Raw genomic sequence first — 14473 nt, forward strand, 5'->3', positions numbered from 1 at the left:
CGCTGGTGAGCGATTCGCTCGTGCCGGTTACGCCTCGATACTGCTTGCGAACTGCGGCGTTCCGGAACGTGCGCCCGTGCGCCCCTTATGCATCGGCTATGCGTCGATCCGATTGGCGGATCGCAGCCGCTGGAAGCTACGCGCGAGTAGCCTCGAAACGTGCATCTGCGAGACGCCGAGTTCCGCGCTGATTTGCGACTGGGTGAGATTGCTGTAGTAGCGCAGTAGCAGGATTCGCTGTTCCCGTTCCGGGAGTTGGACCAGCAGATGGCGGACCAGGTCGCGGTGCTCCACGCCGTCCAGGGCCGGGTCCTCGTAGCCGAGCCGGTCGAGCAGGCCCGGCAGTCCGTCGCCCTCCTGGGCCGCCTCGAGCGAGGTGGCGTGGTACGACCGTCCGGCCTCGATGCAGGACAGCACCTCGTCCTCGGTGATGCGCAGCCGCTCGGCGATCTCGGCGGTCGTCGGGGTCCGTCCGAAGGCGGTCGTCAGGTCCTCCGTCGCGCCGTTGACCTGCACCCACAGCTCGTGCAGCCGACGCGGGACGTGGACCGTGCGGACGTTGTCGCGGAAGTACCGCTTGATCTCGCCGACGACGGTCGGCATCGCGAAGGTCGGGAACTGCACGCCCCGGTCCGGGTCGAAGCGGTCGATCGCGTTGATGAGCCCGATGGTGCCGACCTGGATCACGTCCTCCATCGGCTCGTTGCGGGAACGGAAGCGGGCGGCCGCGTAGCGCACGAGCGGGAGGTTGGCCTCGATGAGCGCCGTCCGTACCCGGCTGTGTTCCGGTGTGCCCGGCTGAAGCTCTTTCAACTGGCCGAAGAGCACCTGGGTGAGCGCCCGGGTGTCGGCGCCGCGGCTGCGTGGAGCGGCCTCCTGGGTGGCCTCCTGGGGAGGCGCGGTACTGGCCGACACGGTCAACGCCACCTCTTCGTTGATCAACCCATCCGTCAAAAGCGGTCATAGCATCACAAGACATGTGCACTGTGTGCAAGCACCGCATAACGTTGGGTTACGCCGTGTTGAGGGGCAAGTCGGGTGAAGACACGGAAAAGCCTCCCACCGTTCCCGGCGGGAGGCTTCGGAGTGCTCGGGCTCAGTACGCGTAGTCCGCGATCACCCAGGTGGCGAACTCCTTCCACAGCGCCACGCCCGCCTGGTGCTCCGGGTGCTCGACGTACGTCCGCAGCGCGGTCGCGTCCTCGAAGCCGGAGTTGATGGCGAAGTCGTAGGCGATGGGCCGGTCGCTGAGGTTCCAGCCCAGCTCCCAGAAGCGGATCTCGGGGATCTTGCCCTCCAGCGCGCGGAAGGCCTCGACGCCCGCCACCACGCGTGGGTCGTCGCGCTCGACGCCCTCGTCGAGCTTGAAGAGGACGAGATGGCGGATCATGAGCGCTCCTTCGGGTCTGTCAGTGCGCCCCGTCGGCCAGCCAGGTGAAGAAGTCGCCGACGGCCCTCGCGGCGTCCGATATGCCCTCGAACCCTATCTGCACGTAGTCCGCTGCCTTTTCCGGGTCCGTGATGATCACATACAGCACGAAGACCACGAGCACATAGACGGCGATCTTCTTTCCGTTCACCGCCACCGCGGCCTCCCCCGCTTCTGGTGTGTCTGTTCCTTCTGGGGCGCGAGTGTAACCGGGGTGATCAGCACGCACGAAGGGCCCCGTCTCTCGACGGGGCCCTTCTCAAGCGGTAGCGGAGGGATTTGAACCCTCGGTGACTTGCGCCACACTCGCTTTCGAGGCGAGCTCCTTCGGCCGCTCGGACACGCTACCGAGGGAGACCTTACAGCAAGGTGGGGCGTGCTTTGAAATCGGAATTCAGCGCTCGCGGAAGAACTCCGTGAGGAGTCCGGCGCACTCCTCCGCGAGGACGCCTTCGATAACTTCGGGCCGGTGGTTGAGGCGCCGGTCGCGGACGACGTCCCACACGGAACCGGCCGCGCCCGCCTTCTCGTCCCGGGCGCCGTAGACCACCCGGTCCACCCGGGACTGGACGATCGCGCCCGCGCACATCGTGCAGGGCTCCAGCGTGACGACGAGCGTGCAGCCGGTCAGCCGCCACTCGCCGAGCTCCGCCGCCGCCCTCCTGATCGCGAGGACCTCCGCGTGCGCGGTCGGATCGCGGCCGGCCTCACGTTCGTTGTGGCCGGCCGCGAGCACGGTCGTACCGTCCGGGGACAGTACGACGGCGCCCACCGGCACGTCCGCGCCCGCCTTGCCGGCCTCCTCCAGGGCGAGCCGCATCGCGGTCCGCCAGCGATCACGTACCGGATCCGCCGCGGTGGTTCCGGTCAGCGGACGGTCTCCAGGACCTCCGAGGCGCCCAGGGACTCGGCGATCTCGTTGACGGCGTCCTCCGACAGGGACTTCAGCTGCTTCTCGCTGACGCCCAGGTCGTCGAGGACCTGGGCGTCCCCGACCGGGCCGTGCGGCACGATCTCTCCGGAGGCGCCCGCCTCGGCGGCGGGGTCGTCGTCGTCCTCGTCCTCACCGTCCTCGGTGCCGTCGAGGTCGAGGGCGTCGAGATCGGGGTCGTCGTCGCCGGGCTCCCTTCCGAGCAGTTCGTCGGTGAGCAGGATCTCGCCGTACGAGCTGCGGGCAGCGGCGGCGGCGTCCGAGACATAGATGCGAGGATCCTCCTCGCCGTCGATGCGGACGACGCCGAACCAAGCGTCTTCCTGCTCGATCAGTACGAGCACCGTGTCGTCCTCGGCCGCGGCTTCCCGGGCGAGGTCGGCCAGATCCGACAGGGTCTCCACATCGTCGAGCTCTGTGTCGCTCGCTTCCCACCCGTCTTCGGTGCGCGCGAGCAGTGCGGCGAAGTACACCGTGACTCTCCCACTGGTCATAGGCGTGCCGGTTGGGGGTCCCCCCGGCGGAGGTTGTGGGCGGGGAGAGCTCGGCTCCGAGTCCCGCCCACTCGGAATCGTGGCAGAAACAAGGCGTTCAGGGGACGTCTTCGGCACCCTGTGTCCGGTGGTTTTGATCGCACGTGCGTCGGCACGTCGGTGAAGGACTCACCAGCGCACTCGTCGCCGCCACGAGCGGGATCGTACGCGTCTTCCCCAAGGGCCCACGCACGGCCACCTGTTCAGCGAGCGCACCGTCGGTGCGCCGCCGGGCTCGGGGCGCGTGATCTTCCTTACCAGCGGAAGGTCCGCATACGCATCGCGTGTCGCAGCCGAGCCACTTTCGCCCGGCGTGGCTGTACCCGGTCGCGCAGTTCTCTGGCCTCCGCGAGATCGCGCAGGAACTGCGCGCGACGGCGCCGGCGCTCGGCGTCTGTCTCGTGTGACGACGGTTCGTGCTCAGGCAGGTCAGGCATCGGTTCACCACCCCAGTCCGTCCCTCCCACTTTCCCCCGGTCGGGCGGTTTGACGCCAGCGTGAGGCGTGCGGTGGACCCGGCTACTGTTGTGGCCATGCGTCTCCACGTCGTCGACCATCCTCTGGTCGCCCACAAACTCACCGCGTTGCGCGACCAGCGCACCGACTCCGCGACCTTCCGTCGTCTCGCCGACGAGCTGGTCACCCTGCTCGCCTACGAGGCCACGCGCGACGTGCGCACCGAGGCGGTTGACATCCGCACGCCGGTCGCCCCCACGACCGGTGTGAAGCTGTCGTATCCGCGCCCGCTGGTCGTGCCGATCCTCCGTGCCGGGCTCGGCATGCTGGACGGCATGGTCCGTCTGCTGCCGACCGCAGAGGTGGGTTTCCTCGGCATGATCCGCAACGAGGAGACGCTGCAGGCCACCACGTACGCCGCGCGCATGCCGGAGGACCTCTCCGGGCGGCAGGTGTACGTCCTCGACCCGATGCTGGCGACCGGTGGCACCCTGGTCGCCGCGATCCGTGAGCTGATCAAGCGCGGTGCGGACGACGTGACGGCGGTGGTCCTGCTGGCCGCCCCGGAGGGTGTGGAGATCATGGAGCGCGAGCTGGCGGGGACTCCGGTCACGGTGGTCACGGCCGCGGTCGACGACCACCTCAACGAGCACGGCTACATCGTCCCGGGCCTCGGCGACGCGGGAGATCGCCTGTACGGCGCGGCCGAGTAGGGGTTGCCTGCGGGGTGCCTGCGGCGCCTGTGCGGGTTGGGTGGGGGCGGGCGTTGTGCGCAGTTCCCCGCGCCCCTGGATGCCTGCGGCGGCCTGTGCGGCTTCGGTGGGGGCGGGTGTAGCGCGTCTGGTTCGGTGGGTGGGTCGGGGCCGGGGGGGGGGGTATCCGTCCTCGGTCCGGCGGTTGCTGCTGCCTTGAGATGTGCCCGGTAACGGACGCCGGCCGCTGCGGGCGGACACCCCCCACCCCGTCCCCTGCGCGCCGTACGCGGCTACCGGCCCGTCGTGGCGAGCGAGGTGGCGATCGGTCGGTTGTGGCGCGCGGTGCGGTGAGCGGTCCCGTCGTGGCGGGCGGGGTGGCGAACGGTCCGTCGTGGCGCGGGTGACTGCAACTCCCCAGGGGCGCGGGGAACTGCGCGATCAGCCCCCACTCACCCGCAGCCGCCCGGAAACCCGACCCGGCCCCCTCATCGGCGCCCCGCCCTACGACACCTCAGCAGCTCTTCTTCGACGCCGTGGCCGTCGGCTCGGGTGCGCTCAGGGCGGCCAGTGCCTTGTCTGCGGCCGCCTTGCTGGTCAGGCTCTTGAAGCCCGTCCCGATGATCAGGTCGACCTCGGCGCCCTTGCGCGTGTCCGTGCGGGTCTCGGCGGAGCCCAGCTGTGTCGCGAGGACCGGCAGCGAGGTCTTGAGGGCGGACGACGGACCGAGCAGTATCCCCGTGCCCTTGACCTTCTTGTCGTAGGTCGCCGTCGCGTTGCCCACGTCGCCGATCTTGAAGCCCCGCTTCTTCAGCTCGTCCGCCGTCTTCTTGGCGAGCCCGCCGCGCGCCGTGGCGTTCAGGACGTTGACGGTGATCTGGCCCGGCTTGGGGAGAGGGGCCGCGGAGGCGGAGGGGGACGCGTCGGCCTTCGTCGTGCAGTCGCCCTTGGAGCCGACCGCGGAGGCCTCGTCCCCGCCGCCCGTGAACACGTCGATGAGCTGGAGCGTGCCCCAGCCGACCAGGCTCAGCGCGGCCACGGAGGCCACCACGCCGAGCACGAGCCTGCCGCGCCGCCGGCGCCGACGCATCCGGGGGTACTTGTCGCCCGTGATCCGGTACTTACGGCCCATGCCGGGGGGCGTCAGCATGCTCATGGGCGCAGCGTAGTGCGCCCGGACGGCAATGCCTACTAGATGATCATTGACCACGGCGCAGGTGAACCCGAAAGGGCCAAACCTTTACAGCGCGGTCACTCAGTCCAGTTCGAGCACGCGCGCGTGCAGCACCTGTCGCTGCTGGAGCGCCGCCCGCACCGCGCGGTGCAGCCCGTCCTCCAGATACAGGTCGCCCTGCCATTTCACGACGTGCGCGAACAGGTCGCCGTAGAACGTGGAGTCCTCGGCGAGCAGGGTTTCCAGGTCGAGCTGGCCCTTGGTCGTCACCAGCTGATCGAGGCGGACCGGGCGCGGTGCGACGTCCGCCCACTGCCGGGTGCTTTCCCGGCCGTGGTCGGGGTACGGCCGGCCGTTTCCGATGCGCTTGAAGATCACACGGAAAGCCTACCGGTCAAGACCTTCCGGGCGCAGCCATGGCGACCGAGTGCGACGCTGGAAAAAAGCCGCGAAAAGGAGCGTAACGGGAGCAGGGGTTTGGCATGAGCGAGCGAAAGACCCCGCCGGAGGGCGCCAGGGGGGCCGCGGCGGGAACCACCGACCGGTCCATGCCGGAGGCACAGTCCGGCTCCGCTGCTCTGCCCCGGGAGGCCCTGAAGATCGCCTCCGGCTACGCCTTCACCGGCCCCGCCCTCGAGCTGGGCGCGCTGCTGTGGGACGGCGTCTGTCTGCCGGACGCGCAGGTCAGGATCCCGCTGCCGATGCTCAACCGGCACGGGCTCGTCGCCGGTGCCACCGGCACCGGCAAGACCAAGACGCTCCAGCTCATCGCCGAGCAGCTGTCGGCCCAGGGGGTTCCGGTCTTCCTCGCCGACATCAAGGGCGATGTCTCGGGGATCTCCGAGCCGGGTGTGCGCAACGAGAAGGTGCAGGCCAGGGCTGCGGAAGTGCATCAGGCGTGGGCCGCCACCGGGTGTCCCGCCGAGTTCTACGCCCTCGGCGGCATCGGCCACGGCATCCCCGTCCGGGCCACCGTCACCAGTTTCGGGCCGGTGCTGCTGTCCAAGGTGCTCCAGCTCAACCAGACCCAGGAGCAGTCCCTCGGCCTGATCTTCCACTACGCCGACCAGAAGGGGCTCGAACTCGTCGACCTCAAGGATCTCAGGGCCGTCGTCGCCTTCCTGACCTCCGACGAGGGCAAGGCCGAGTTGAGGAACATCGGTGGCCTCAGCACGGCCACGGCCGGGGTGATCCTCAGGTCCCTCACCGCTTTCGAGGCGCAGGGCATGGCCGACTTCTTCGGGGAGCCGGAGTTCGACACAGGTGAGCTGCTCCGGACGGAGGACGACGGGCGCGGGCTGGTGTCCGTGCTGGAGCTGGCCGCCGTACAGGACCGGCCGCAGCTCTTCTCGACCTTCCTGATGTGGCTGCTCGCCGATCTGTTCCACGATCTGCCGGAGGTCGGTGACGCCGACAAGCCGAAGCTCGTCTTCTTCTTCGACGAGGCGCATCTGCTCTTCAACGGGGCCTCGAAGGCCTTCCTCGAGTCCCTCACGCAGACCGTCCGGCTGATTCGCTCGAAAGCGGTCGGCGTCTTCTTCGTCACGCAGACCCCGAAGGACGTACCCGCCGACGTCCTCGCCCAGCTCGGCAACCGGGTCCAGCACGCGCTGCGGGCCTTCACCCCCGACGACCAAAGGGCGTTGAAGGCGACCGTGAAGACCTTCCCCGACTCCGCGTACGACCTGGAGGAGCTGCTCACCGGTCTCGGGACGGGGGAGGCCGTGGTGACGGTGCTGAGCGAGAAGGGGGCTCCCACTCCCGTCGCCGCGACCCGCCTGCGCGCTCCCGAGTCCCTGATGGGCCCTGTCGACGCCGGTGTGCTGGACTCGGCGGTCAAGGCCTCGCCGCTGTACGCGCGTTACGCACAGGCTGTGGACAGGGAGTCGGCGTACGAGCAGCTCAGCTCGCGTGGCGCCAAGGGCCCGGACGAGATGAAGGCCGCGCCCACGTCCCGTCGGAAAGACCCCTCCGTCGTCGAACAGGTCGTCGGCAGTGGGATGTTCACGTCGCTCACGCGGTCGCTGGGCACGCAGATCGGGCGTGAGATCACCCGCTCGCTCTTCGGTACGGCCCGGAGGAGGCGGTAGCCCCGCCTCCTCCGGAGGATCAGCCGCGCTTCTCCTCTCCTGACGGCGGCTTCTTCTTCGTGTTCTGCGGTTTCGGCGCGCTGCGTGCGGCCTCCGCGCGCAGCAGGGCGCGCAGGATCGCGTACGGGTCGTTGGGCATGGCGGTGTTCCTTGCGTGAGTGCTGAGCAGGCTTGCGGGAAGCGGGCTCTGTCAGCAGCGCAGGACCACGGAGCGCAGGGCGCGCGGCACGTACGGCGGCCGCGGCGACGCCGGGACGGGACGGTCCGCCGGCACTCCGGGAGCCGTCTCCGGTCGCGGAGCGGGGCGCAGGGGTACGGCCGTACGGTGGATGGCCCGGGCCGGTGGCCGCAGGGGCGTGTCGAGGACGTCGTACTCGACGAGTTCCCCGGCCGGAACGGGCGGCATCGCATGCGCCTGGAAATGCGCCCCGGGAACCAGCAGCGCGAGCAGCAGCACGAGCGTCCGCAGCCAGTCATGGCGGCACGGGGCACGTCGTACGGAACTCACACAGGTCGTCTCCCCGCCCGGCGCCCGGGATTCATCACTTCGGCGGCGGGATTCACCCGGTCGCAGCAACGGGCGCGTCGGTTCCTGTCCGGAGGGCGAGGACGTAGCGGTTGCCGCGGGTGTGGCTCGACATCGGTCGGGGGCTCACCGGGTCGCGGCCGCACGCATGCTGGTGGTGCGGCGGTTGGGTGGCCCGGTTCCTGCCCGGCGCGCGGTTCGTGATGTCGGCTGTGGGGTTCGTCCGGTCGAGGTGGCGTGCCTGTCGGTCGTGCGGCGAGGGCGTCGGGGGTTGCGCCCCGCGGGTTGCCGTCCGTGGATGTGGCTCGTCATCGGTCGCGGTGCTCACCGGGTCGCGGCAGCACGCAGCCGGTGGTGCGGCGGTGGCTGGATGGCACACATCGGTTCCCGGCAGGCGCGCGATTCGTGATGTCGGCTGCGGGCGTTCCTCCGGTCGAGGCGGCTCGTAGGTCGGTCGTGGCGACCGGCGAGTGCCACCCAGATCCTCGGCACGCCGGCCACCACCGTCCTCCACGGCCACAGCCCCGCCAGTGCGGCCGCAGGTCATGCCGTGCCGTGGTCTGCCGTCGCCGTCACACCGCGCGCGGTACTTCCCGGGCCCGGGTGCGGATGCTGAGCGCGGTGATGATCTCCACGGCGCCGACGACGACCAGCCAGATGCCGCCGACCAGGGTGAGTACGGCGACCGATTCGAAGGGGGAGTCGATCAGGACGATCCCGGCGGCGAAGGTGAGCGCGCCGAGGAAGATCTGCCAGCCGCGGGCCGGCATCGACCGGTCGGACGCGGCGGCCAGGGCCTGGGTGATGCCGCGGATCAGCCAGCCGATGCCGATCCACAGGGCGAGCAGCAGGATCGACCGCATCGGGCCGCGCAGACAGAACAGGCCCAGGAGGATGGAGAGCGCGCCGCTGATGAAGGCCAGGACGCGCAGCGCCGTCGTCGTGTGGGTGCCGAAGGCCGCGACCAGCTGGAAGACACCGCTGATCAGGAGGTAGACGGCGAAGAGGACACCGACCGCGAGCAGAGTGGCGTCGGGCCAGACCAGGACCAGGACGCCCAGGACCAGGGAGGCGACACCGGTGAGCAGGACGACCTGCCAGGCGGCCTTCGCGAGGGCGTGCAGGGGCCCCTCGAAGGGCGGTTCGGGTGCGTGCGGCGAGACGCCCGGCGGGCGGCCCGCGTGGACCTTGCGGTCGTCGAAGCGGTCGTCGAACTCGGTCATGGTCCATGCTGGGACCGCCGGACACCGCACGGCCACCGGGGCGGGCCACCCGGCTGACTAGGACTTCTTGGCCGCCTTCGCCGCCGCCTTCATCTCCTGCTTGTGCGCCCGGACCTTGGTCAGCGACTCGGGGCCGGTGATGTCGGCGACGGACCGGAAGGACTTCGGCTCGCCGTACGCGCCCGCGGCCTCGCGCCAGCCCTTCGGCTCAACGCCGAGCTGCTTGCCCAGCAACGCCAGGAAGATCTGCGCCTTCTGCTTCCCGAACCCCGGCAGCTCCTCCAGCCGGCGCAGCAGTTCGCGGCCGTCGGCCACGCCCTTCCACACCAGCTCGGCCTGACCGTCGTAGTGCTCGACCAGGTACTGGCACAACTGCTGGATCCGCTTGGCCATCGAGCCGGGATAGCGGTGCACGGCCGGCTTCTCGGAGAGCAGCGCGGCGAAGGCCTCCGGGTCCTGGGCGGCGATCTCGTGCGCGTCGAGGTCGTTCGCGCCGAGGCGGTCCGCGATGGTGCGGGGGCCCTTGAACGCCCACTCCATCGGTACCTGCTGGTCCAGCAGCATCCCGACCAGCGCGGCGAGCGGGGAGCGGCCGAGGAGTGCGTCGGCCTCGGGGTCCTGGGCGAGGTGAAGGGTGACGTCCATGTCCCCGATCATGCCTGCGCCGACGGCTCGCCTCTACCGGGAGCCGGCGGACTGTTCCCTCCAGTAGCCGAGCGCGTTCACCCGCTCCTTGGGAACGCCGAGGTCCTTGCGGACGTACGACGACAGCGCCCTGGTCGTCGCCGTGTCGCAGGCGATCCACACATACGCGTCCGGGTGGCTGTTCAGCAGACCGGGCAGGTCCGCCTTCACCTGGGTGACCAGATGCGCGCCGGAGTCGAGGCGGAGGACCCGGCGGACCTCGTGGCGGGACGGGTCGGTGCGGAAGGGGAGGTCCTCGTCGCCGCCCTCGAACCAGACGGTCGCGGGGGAGGAGTCCAGGGCGCCGAGGAGGGAGTTGAGGGCGGGCAGGGAGGCCGGGTCGCCGATGGCGAAGACATGGGTGGGCTCGGGGTCGGGGCGCTCGAAGCCGGTTCCGTGGACGGTGGCCTCGACGGTGTCGCCGGGCTTCGCCGTCCGGGCCCAGTCGCTGGCCACGCCGTCGTGCAGCGCGAACTCCAGGGTGAGGGTGCCTGCCGCGGGGTCCGGGTCGACCAGGGTGTACGCGCGCTGGTGCGGTTTGCCCGCGCTGGAGAACCACAGGCGCACCCACATCGTCGGGTGGACGCCGGTGACCGCCAGCATCCCGCCGTCGGTGAGGTGCACCCGCCGGTACGTCCCGGTGACGTCCTCGGCGCCCGTCACGGTGAACACGAAGTCCTTCGCGCGCAGCAGTCGCAGGACCGCTCCCTCCCAGCCGTGCCCCTGCCCCATGACCTTTCACCCCTCGCGTACGATTCCCTCACCGAGCAAACTTAGGTAAGCCTAACTTAAAGGGAAGCGGGTCCGAGGGTGAGCATCGAGATCTACCGCGACGCCTGGGGGATTCCCCATCTCCGCGCGGGCAGCGCGCGTGAACTCGCCCGCGCCCAGGGCCGGGTCACCGCCCGCGACCGTGCCTGGCAGCTGGAGGTCGAACGGCATCGCGCCCAGGGCACCTCGGCCGCCTTCCTCGGCGCCGGGGCCCTGTCCTGGGACACCCTCGCGCGACGGGCCCGCCTGGACGACACGGCGAGACGCTGCTTCCGAGCGCTGGAGAGACGGGACCCGGAGACGGCCGACTGGGTGCGGGCGTACGTCGACGGCGTGAACGAGGAGCTGCCGGGCACGCGGGCCCCGGAGTTCGCCCGCGTCGGCCTCACCCCCGGGCGCTGGGAGCCCTGGACCCCGCTCGGCGTCTGGCTCGCCACCCACATCCTGTTCGCCGGCTTCCCGGCCAAGCTCTGGCGGGACGAGGCGCTACGGCACCTGGGCCCGGACGCGGTCGGCCTGTTCGCCGCCGACGGCCCGGGCACCTCCGGCAGCAACGGCTGGCTGGTCGCCGGCGCCCGCACCACCACCGGCCAGGCCGTCCTCGCCGGCGACCCGCACCGCTACATCGAGGAACCCGGCGTCTACCAGCAGATCCGGCTCTCCTGCCCCGAGTTCGACGTCCTCGGCCTCGCCGTCCCCGGCGTCCCCGGCATCGCCCACTTCGGCCACACCGGCACGGTCGCCTGGTCCATCACCAACGCCATGGCCGACTACCAGGACCTGTACCGGGAGCGACTGCGCCGCACGGGGGCCGGGGTGGAGGCCCTCGGCTCGGACGGCGTCTGGCACCGTGCCACCCGCCACACCGAGACGGTCGAGGTGGCGGGCGAGGGGCCGGTCGAGATCGAGGTGATCGAGACCGGGCGGGGGCCGGTGATCGCGGGCGGTCCGGAAGGGCTGGACGGGGGAGCGCCGGAGCAGGAGCGGCCGGGTTTCCCGGGTGTGCCCGTGGCCCTCTCCCTCCGCTACCCGCCCCGGGTCACCGAGGACCTCGGTTTCAGCGCCCTGCTCCCTCTCCTCCGGGCCCGCCGTACCGCCGACGTGGACCGGGCGTTCGACCTGTGGGCCGAGCCCGTCAACGTCGTCCAGGCCGCCGACACCGAGGGCGGGCTGCTGCACCGGGTCGCCGGAAGGGTCCCCGTGCGCGCGGAGGCCAACCGGCTGCACCCCGTCCCCGCCTGGGAGCCCGGCCACGACTGGCAGGGCCGGCACGACTCTCCCCGCGCCGCTCTCACCGACGGCATCGCCGTGATGGCCAACCAGCGCGGCCCCGCCGCCCCGCTCGGCGTCGAGTTCGCCCCGCCCCACCGGGCCGACCGCATCACCGCCCTGCTGCAGGAGAAGGAGCGGTGGTCGTCCGCCGACATGCCCCGGATCCACATGGACACCCATCTCGCCTCGGCGCAGCCCCTGTTGGATCACCTCGAGGCCCTGGACGGACTGAGCCCCGAGGCCGTGACCGCGAGGGAAACGATCCTTCGCTGGGATCGCCGCATGGCCGCGAGCAGCCGGGAGGCCGCCCTCTACGCCGCCGTCCGCAGCGCGGTCGTCCGACGGCTCGCCGCCCACCCCGCGTTCGCGGCCCTGACCGCCCCGCCCGCCTACCCGGACGTCCTGCTCCCCTGGCTCGGCCTCGTCCCCCGTATCGCCTTCGCGCTCGAACACCTCCTGCGCGCCGAGGACTTGTACGGCATCGACCGCGCCGGGATCGTGCGGGCCGCCGTGGAGGAAGTGGCCGCCGAGCCGCCGCGGGGCACCTGGGGCGACACCCATCGCCTCGCCCCCTGGCGGGCGCTCCCCGACGACGAGTGGCAGGCCGCCGCCCTCTCCGGCGACCACGACTGCGTCCTGTGCACCTCCGCGGTCCCCGGACTCACCGACCTCGCCGCCCGTGGCCCGGCCGCCCGTTACGTCTGGGACCTGGCCCGCCGCGAGGACAGTCTCTGGGTGGTCCCGCTGGGCGCCTCCGGGGTGCCCGGCTCACCCCACCACCGCGACCAACTGCCCTTGTGGCTCAGGGGAGATCTCGTCCCCGTCGGCACCGACTGGCAGCAGCTGAAGAAGGAAGACTGAGGAAACCGATGTCCGACACCCCCACCCGTGAAGCGGTCCACACCCAGACGGTGGACGGTTTCGGCACCGTCCGCGTCCTGCGTCTCGACCCGCACGCCGACGCCGCGACCGTCCACGCCTGGGTGCGCGAGGAACGGGCCGCGTTCTGGGGCATGAACGGCCTCACGAAGGAGCAGGTGGCCGGGATCTACGCCCACTTGGACACCCTCGACACCCACCACGCCTGTCTGCTGGAGAAGGACGGCGAACCGGCCGGACTCCTGCAGACCTACGAACCGGAGGCCGACCGGGTCAGCGAGTGCTACCCCGTGGAACCCGGTGACATCGGCATCCACCTGCTCCTCCCGCCCCCCGGCCCGCACGGCACGCACACCGGCTGGTCGTCGGCGCTGCTGTCCGCCGTGGCCTCGTACGTGCTGCTGGTCCTGGACAGACGACGGGTCGTGGTCGACCCGGACGTGCGCAACGAGAAGGCCATCGCCCGTTTCCTGAAGCAGGGTTTCGTGGCCGGAGCCGCGGTCGTGCTGCCGGAGATCGACCTCCCGGACGTGTACCTGCCCGAGAAGCACGCTCAACTGGCGTTCCTGACAAGGGAGGTAGCCTTCCCGGGTGACGCCTGACGACCTCGTCGCCCACTACGGCCTGATACCGATTCCCCGCGAGGGCGGGCTGTTCCGGCAGACCTGGGCGGGCGAGGAGCGTGGCGACGGCAGACCGCACGGCACGGCGATCGTCGCCCTCCTCACCGCCGACGACTACTCCGCCCTGCACCGCCTGCCCAGCGACGAGATCTGGCACCACTACCTCGGCGACCCGCTGGACCTCCTGCTCCTCGCCCCGGACGGCACGACGGCCACGCCCGTCCTGGGCCCGGACATACGCGCCGGCCAGCACCCCCAGCTGACCGTCCCCGCGGGCACCTGGATGGGGGCCAGGACCCGCGGCACGTGGACCTTCTTCGGCTGCACCATGGCGCCCGGCTTCACCTACGAGGACTACGAGCACGGGAACGCGGCCGAACTGACGGCGCGTTATCCGTCCCAGGCCGCGCGCATCGCGGGACTGTCCCGCCCATGAGACTCCTCGAAGGGCAGGTCGCCCTGGTCACGGGCGCGAGCGGCGGCATCGGACGGGGGATCGCGCTGCGGTTCGCCGAGGAGGGCGCGGCGGTCGCGGTCCATTGCCGTACGGCGGTGGAGGCGGCCCGTGACGTGGCGTCCCGGATCGAGGACTCGGGCGCCCGGGCCGTCGTACTGGAAGCGGATCTGCGGGACGAGGACGCGTGCCGGCGGATGGTCCGGGAGGCCGCCGTGTGGGGTGGCGGACTGACCGCGCTGGTCAACAACGCCGGCGTGCAGCCCACTCAGCCGCTGCCCGGGATGACGGCGGCGGACTGGCGCGCGGTCGTGGAGACCAACCTGACCGGAGTCTTCGCGTGCACCCAGGCGGCGGCCGAGGTCATGGGGCCGGGCGGCTGCGTGACCCACATCGCGTCCATCGAGGCGCGTCACCCCGCGCCCGAGCACGCCCACTACTCCGCCTCCAAGGCCGCGATCGTGACGCACGCGAGGTCGGCGGCCCTGGAGTACGGACCGCACGGCATCCGCGTGAACACCGTCTCGCCCGGGCTGATCGACCGGGCGGGGCTGGCGGAGGCCTGGCCGGAGGGGGTGGAGCGGTGGGTGCGGAAGGCGCCGCTCGGGCGGCTCGGGCGGCCCGAGGACGTGGCCGACGCGTGTGTGTTCCTGGCCTCACCGCTCGCGTCCTGGGTCACCGGGCACGACCTGGTGGTGGACGGCGGGATGTCCGCCCGGCCGACGTGGTGAGCGCT

At 71.2% G+C, this 14473-nt stretch carries 18 protein-coding genes and 1 tRNA gene; 6 read left to right on the top strand and 13 right to left on the bottom strand.

Features of this window, described 5'->3' with window-relative positions; translation table 11 throughout:
* Positions 1–96: 96 nt before the first annotated feature.
* The 7 genes from OG841_RS24330 to OG841_RS24360 all read right to left on the bottom strand — a co-directional run bounded on the left by OG841_RS24330 (position 97) and on the right by OG841_RS24360 (position 3330).
* Positions 97–954, bottom strand: coding sequence for an RNA polymerase sigma factor SigF (locus OG841_RS24330; RefSeq protein ID WP_266562703.1), 858 nt, complete (start codon positions 952–954; stop codon positions 97–99).
* A 142-nt stretch (positions 955–1096) separates the two neighbouring features.
* Positions 1097–1390, bottom strand: a complete 294-nt coding sequence (locus tag OG841_RS24335; RefSeq protein ID WP_062041312.1) for a Dabb family protein — start codon at positions 1388–1390, stop codon at positions 1097–1099.
* Positions 1391–1409: 19 nt separating this feature from the next.
* On the bottom strand, positions 1410–1586 hold the full coding sequence (locus tag OG841_RS24340; protein ID WP_167363004.1) for a hypothetical protein: 177 nt from the start codon (positions 1584–1586) through the stop codon (positions 1410–1412).
* A gap of 107 nt (positions 1587–1693) precedes the next feature.
* Positions 1694–1778, bottom strand: a tRNA-Ser gene (locus OG841_RS24345).
* A gap of 45 nt (positions 1779–1823) precedes the next feature.
* Positions 1824–2249, bottom strand: coding sequence for a tRNA adenosine(34) deaminase TadA (gene tadA / locus OG841_RS24350; RefSeq protein WP_328639548.1), 426 nt, complete (start codon positions 2247–2249; stop codon positions 1824–1826).
* Between the two features lie 47 nt (positions 2250–2296).
* Positions 2297–2833, bottom strand: a complete 537-nt coding sequence (locus tag OG841_RS24355) for a tRNA adenosine deaminase-associated protein (RefSeq protein WP_328643585.1) — start codon at positions 2831–2833, stop codon at positions 2297–2299.
* Positions 2834–3147: 314 nt separating this feature from the next.
* On the bottom strand, positions 3148–3330 hold the full coding sequence (locus OG841_RS24360) for a hypothetical protein (RefSeq protein WP_062041367.1): 183 nt from the start codon (positions 3328–3330) through the stop codon (positions 3148–3150).
* 96 nt (positions 3331–3426) lie between these two features.
* Between OG841_RS24360 and upp the strand changes: the two genes are divergently transcribed.
* The gene (gene upp, locus OG841_RS24365; protein WP_057609479.1) at positions 3427–4062 is read left to right on the top strand and encodes a uracil phosphoribosyltransferase; all 636 of its coding nucleotides are present in this window, start codon (positions 3427–3429) and stop codon (positions 4060–4062) included.
* Positions 4063–4555: 493 nt separating this feature from the next.
* Here upp and OG841_RS24370 read toward each other — a convergent pair whose 3' ends face one another.
* Both OG841_RS24370 and OG841_RS24375 read right to left on the bottom strand, forming a co-directional pair.
* Positions 4556–5197, bottom strand: a complete 642-nt coding sequence (locus OG841_RS24370) for a LytR C-terminal domain-containing protein (RefSeq protein ID WP_328639547.1) — start codon at positions 5195–5197, stop codon at positions 4556–4558.
* A 99-nt stretch (positions 5198–5296) separates the two neighbouring features.
* The gene (locus OG841_RS24375) at positions 5297–5593 is read right to left on the bottom strand and encodes a type II toxin-antitoxin system VapB family antitoxin (RefSeq protein ID WP_003999914.1); all 297 of its coding nucleotides are present in this window, start codon (positions 5591–5593) and stop codon (positions 5297–5299) included.
* Between the two features lie 104 nt (positions 5594–5697).
* Between OG841_RS24375 and OG841_RS24380 the strand changes: the two genes are divergently transcribed.
* Positions 5698–7305: a helicase HerA-like domain-containing protein gene (locus tag OG841_RS24380; RefSeq protein ID WP_371566856.1), complete on the top strand. Its 1608-nt coding sequence runs from the start codon at positions 5698–5700 to the stop codon at positions 7303–7305.
* A gap of 190 nt (positions 7306–7495) precedes the next feature.
* Here the strand turns inward: OG841_RS24380 and OG841_RS24385 are convergent, their stop codons facing one another.
* From OG841_RS24385 to OG841_RS24400, 4 genes are all read right to left on the bottom strand, one after another.
* The gene (locus OG841_RS24385) at positions 7496–7813 is read right to left on the bottom strand and encodes a hypothetical protein (RefSeq protein WP_371566857.1); all 318 of its coding nucleotides are present in this window, start codon (positions 7811–7813) and stop codon (positions 7496–7498) included.
* Between the two features lie 590 nt (positions 7814–8403).
* Positions 8404–9054, bottom strand: coding sequence for an HdeD family acid-resistance protein (locus OG841_RS24390; protein WP_328639545.1), 651 nt, complete (start codon positions 9052–9054; stop codon positions 8404–8406).
* Between the two features lie 57 nt (positions 9055–9111).
* Positions 9112–9699, bottom strand: a complete 588-nt coding sequence (locus OG841_RS24395) for an HhH-GPD-type base excision DNA repair protein (protein ID WP_328639544.1) — start codon at positions 9697–9699, stop codon at positions 9112–9114.
* 33 nt (positions 9700–9732) lie between these two features.
* Complete coding sequence (locus OG841_RS24400) at positions 9733–10470, bottom strand: siderophore-interacting protein (protein ID WP_328639543.1); 738 nt, start codon at positions 10468–10470, stop codon at positions 9733–9735.
* 78 nt (positions 10471–10548) lie between these two features.
* Here OG841_RS24400 and OG841_RS24405 point away from each other — a divergent pair, with 78 nt between their 5' ends.
* From OG841_RS24405 to OG841_RS24420, 4 genes are read left to right on the top strand one after another with little or no spacing between them, the layout of a single operon-like run.
* Positions 10549–12642 carry a penicillin acylase family protein gene (locus OG841_RS24405; protein WP_371566858.1) on the top strand — a complete coding sequence of 698 codons (2094 nt, stop codon included), beginning with the start codon at positions 10549–10551 and terminating at the stop codon, positions 12640–12642.
* Between the two features lie 8 nt (positions 12643–12650).
* The gene (locus OG841_RS24410; protein WP_371566859.1) at positions 12651–13262 is read left to right on the top strand and encodes a GNAT family N-acetyltransferase; all 612 of its coding nucleotides are present in this window, start codon (positions 12651–12653) and stop codon (positions 13260–13262) included.
* On the top strand, positions 13252–13719 hold the full coding sequence (locus tag OG841_RS24415) for a cupin domain-containing protein (RefSeq protein ID WP_328639540.1): 468 nt from the start codon (positions 13252–13254) through the stop codon (positions 13717–13719). The genes OG841_RS24410 and OG841_RS24415 overlap by 11 nt, the downstream gene beginning before the upstream one ends.
* Positions 13716–14468 carry an SDR family NAD(P)-dependent oxidoreductase gene (locus tag OG841_RS24420; RefSeq protein ID WP_371566860.1) on the top strand — a complete coding sequence of 251 codons (753 nt, stop codon included), beginning with the start codon at positions 13716–13718 and terminating at the stop codon, positions 14466–14468. The genes OG841_RS24415 and OG841_RS24420 overlap by 4 nt, the downstream gene beginning before the upstream one ends.
* Positions 14469–14473: the final 5 nt, after the last annotated feature.

It is taken from the genome of Streptomyces canus (genome assembly GCF_041435015.1).
Taxonomy (GTDB): Bacteria; Actinomycetota; Actinomycetes; order Streptomycetales; family Streptomycetaceae; genus Streptomyces; species Streptomyces canus_G.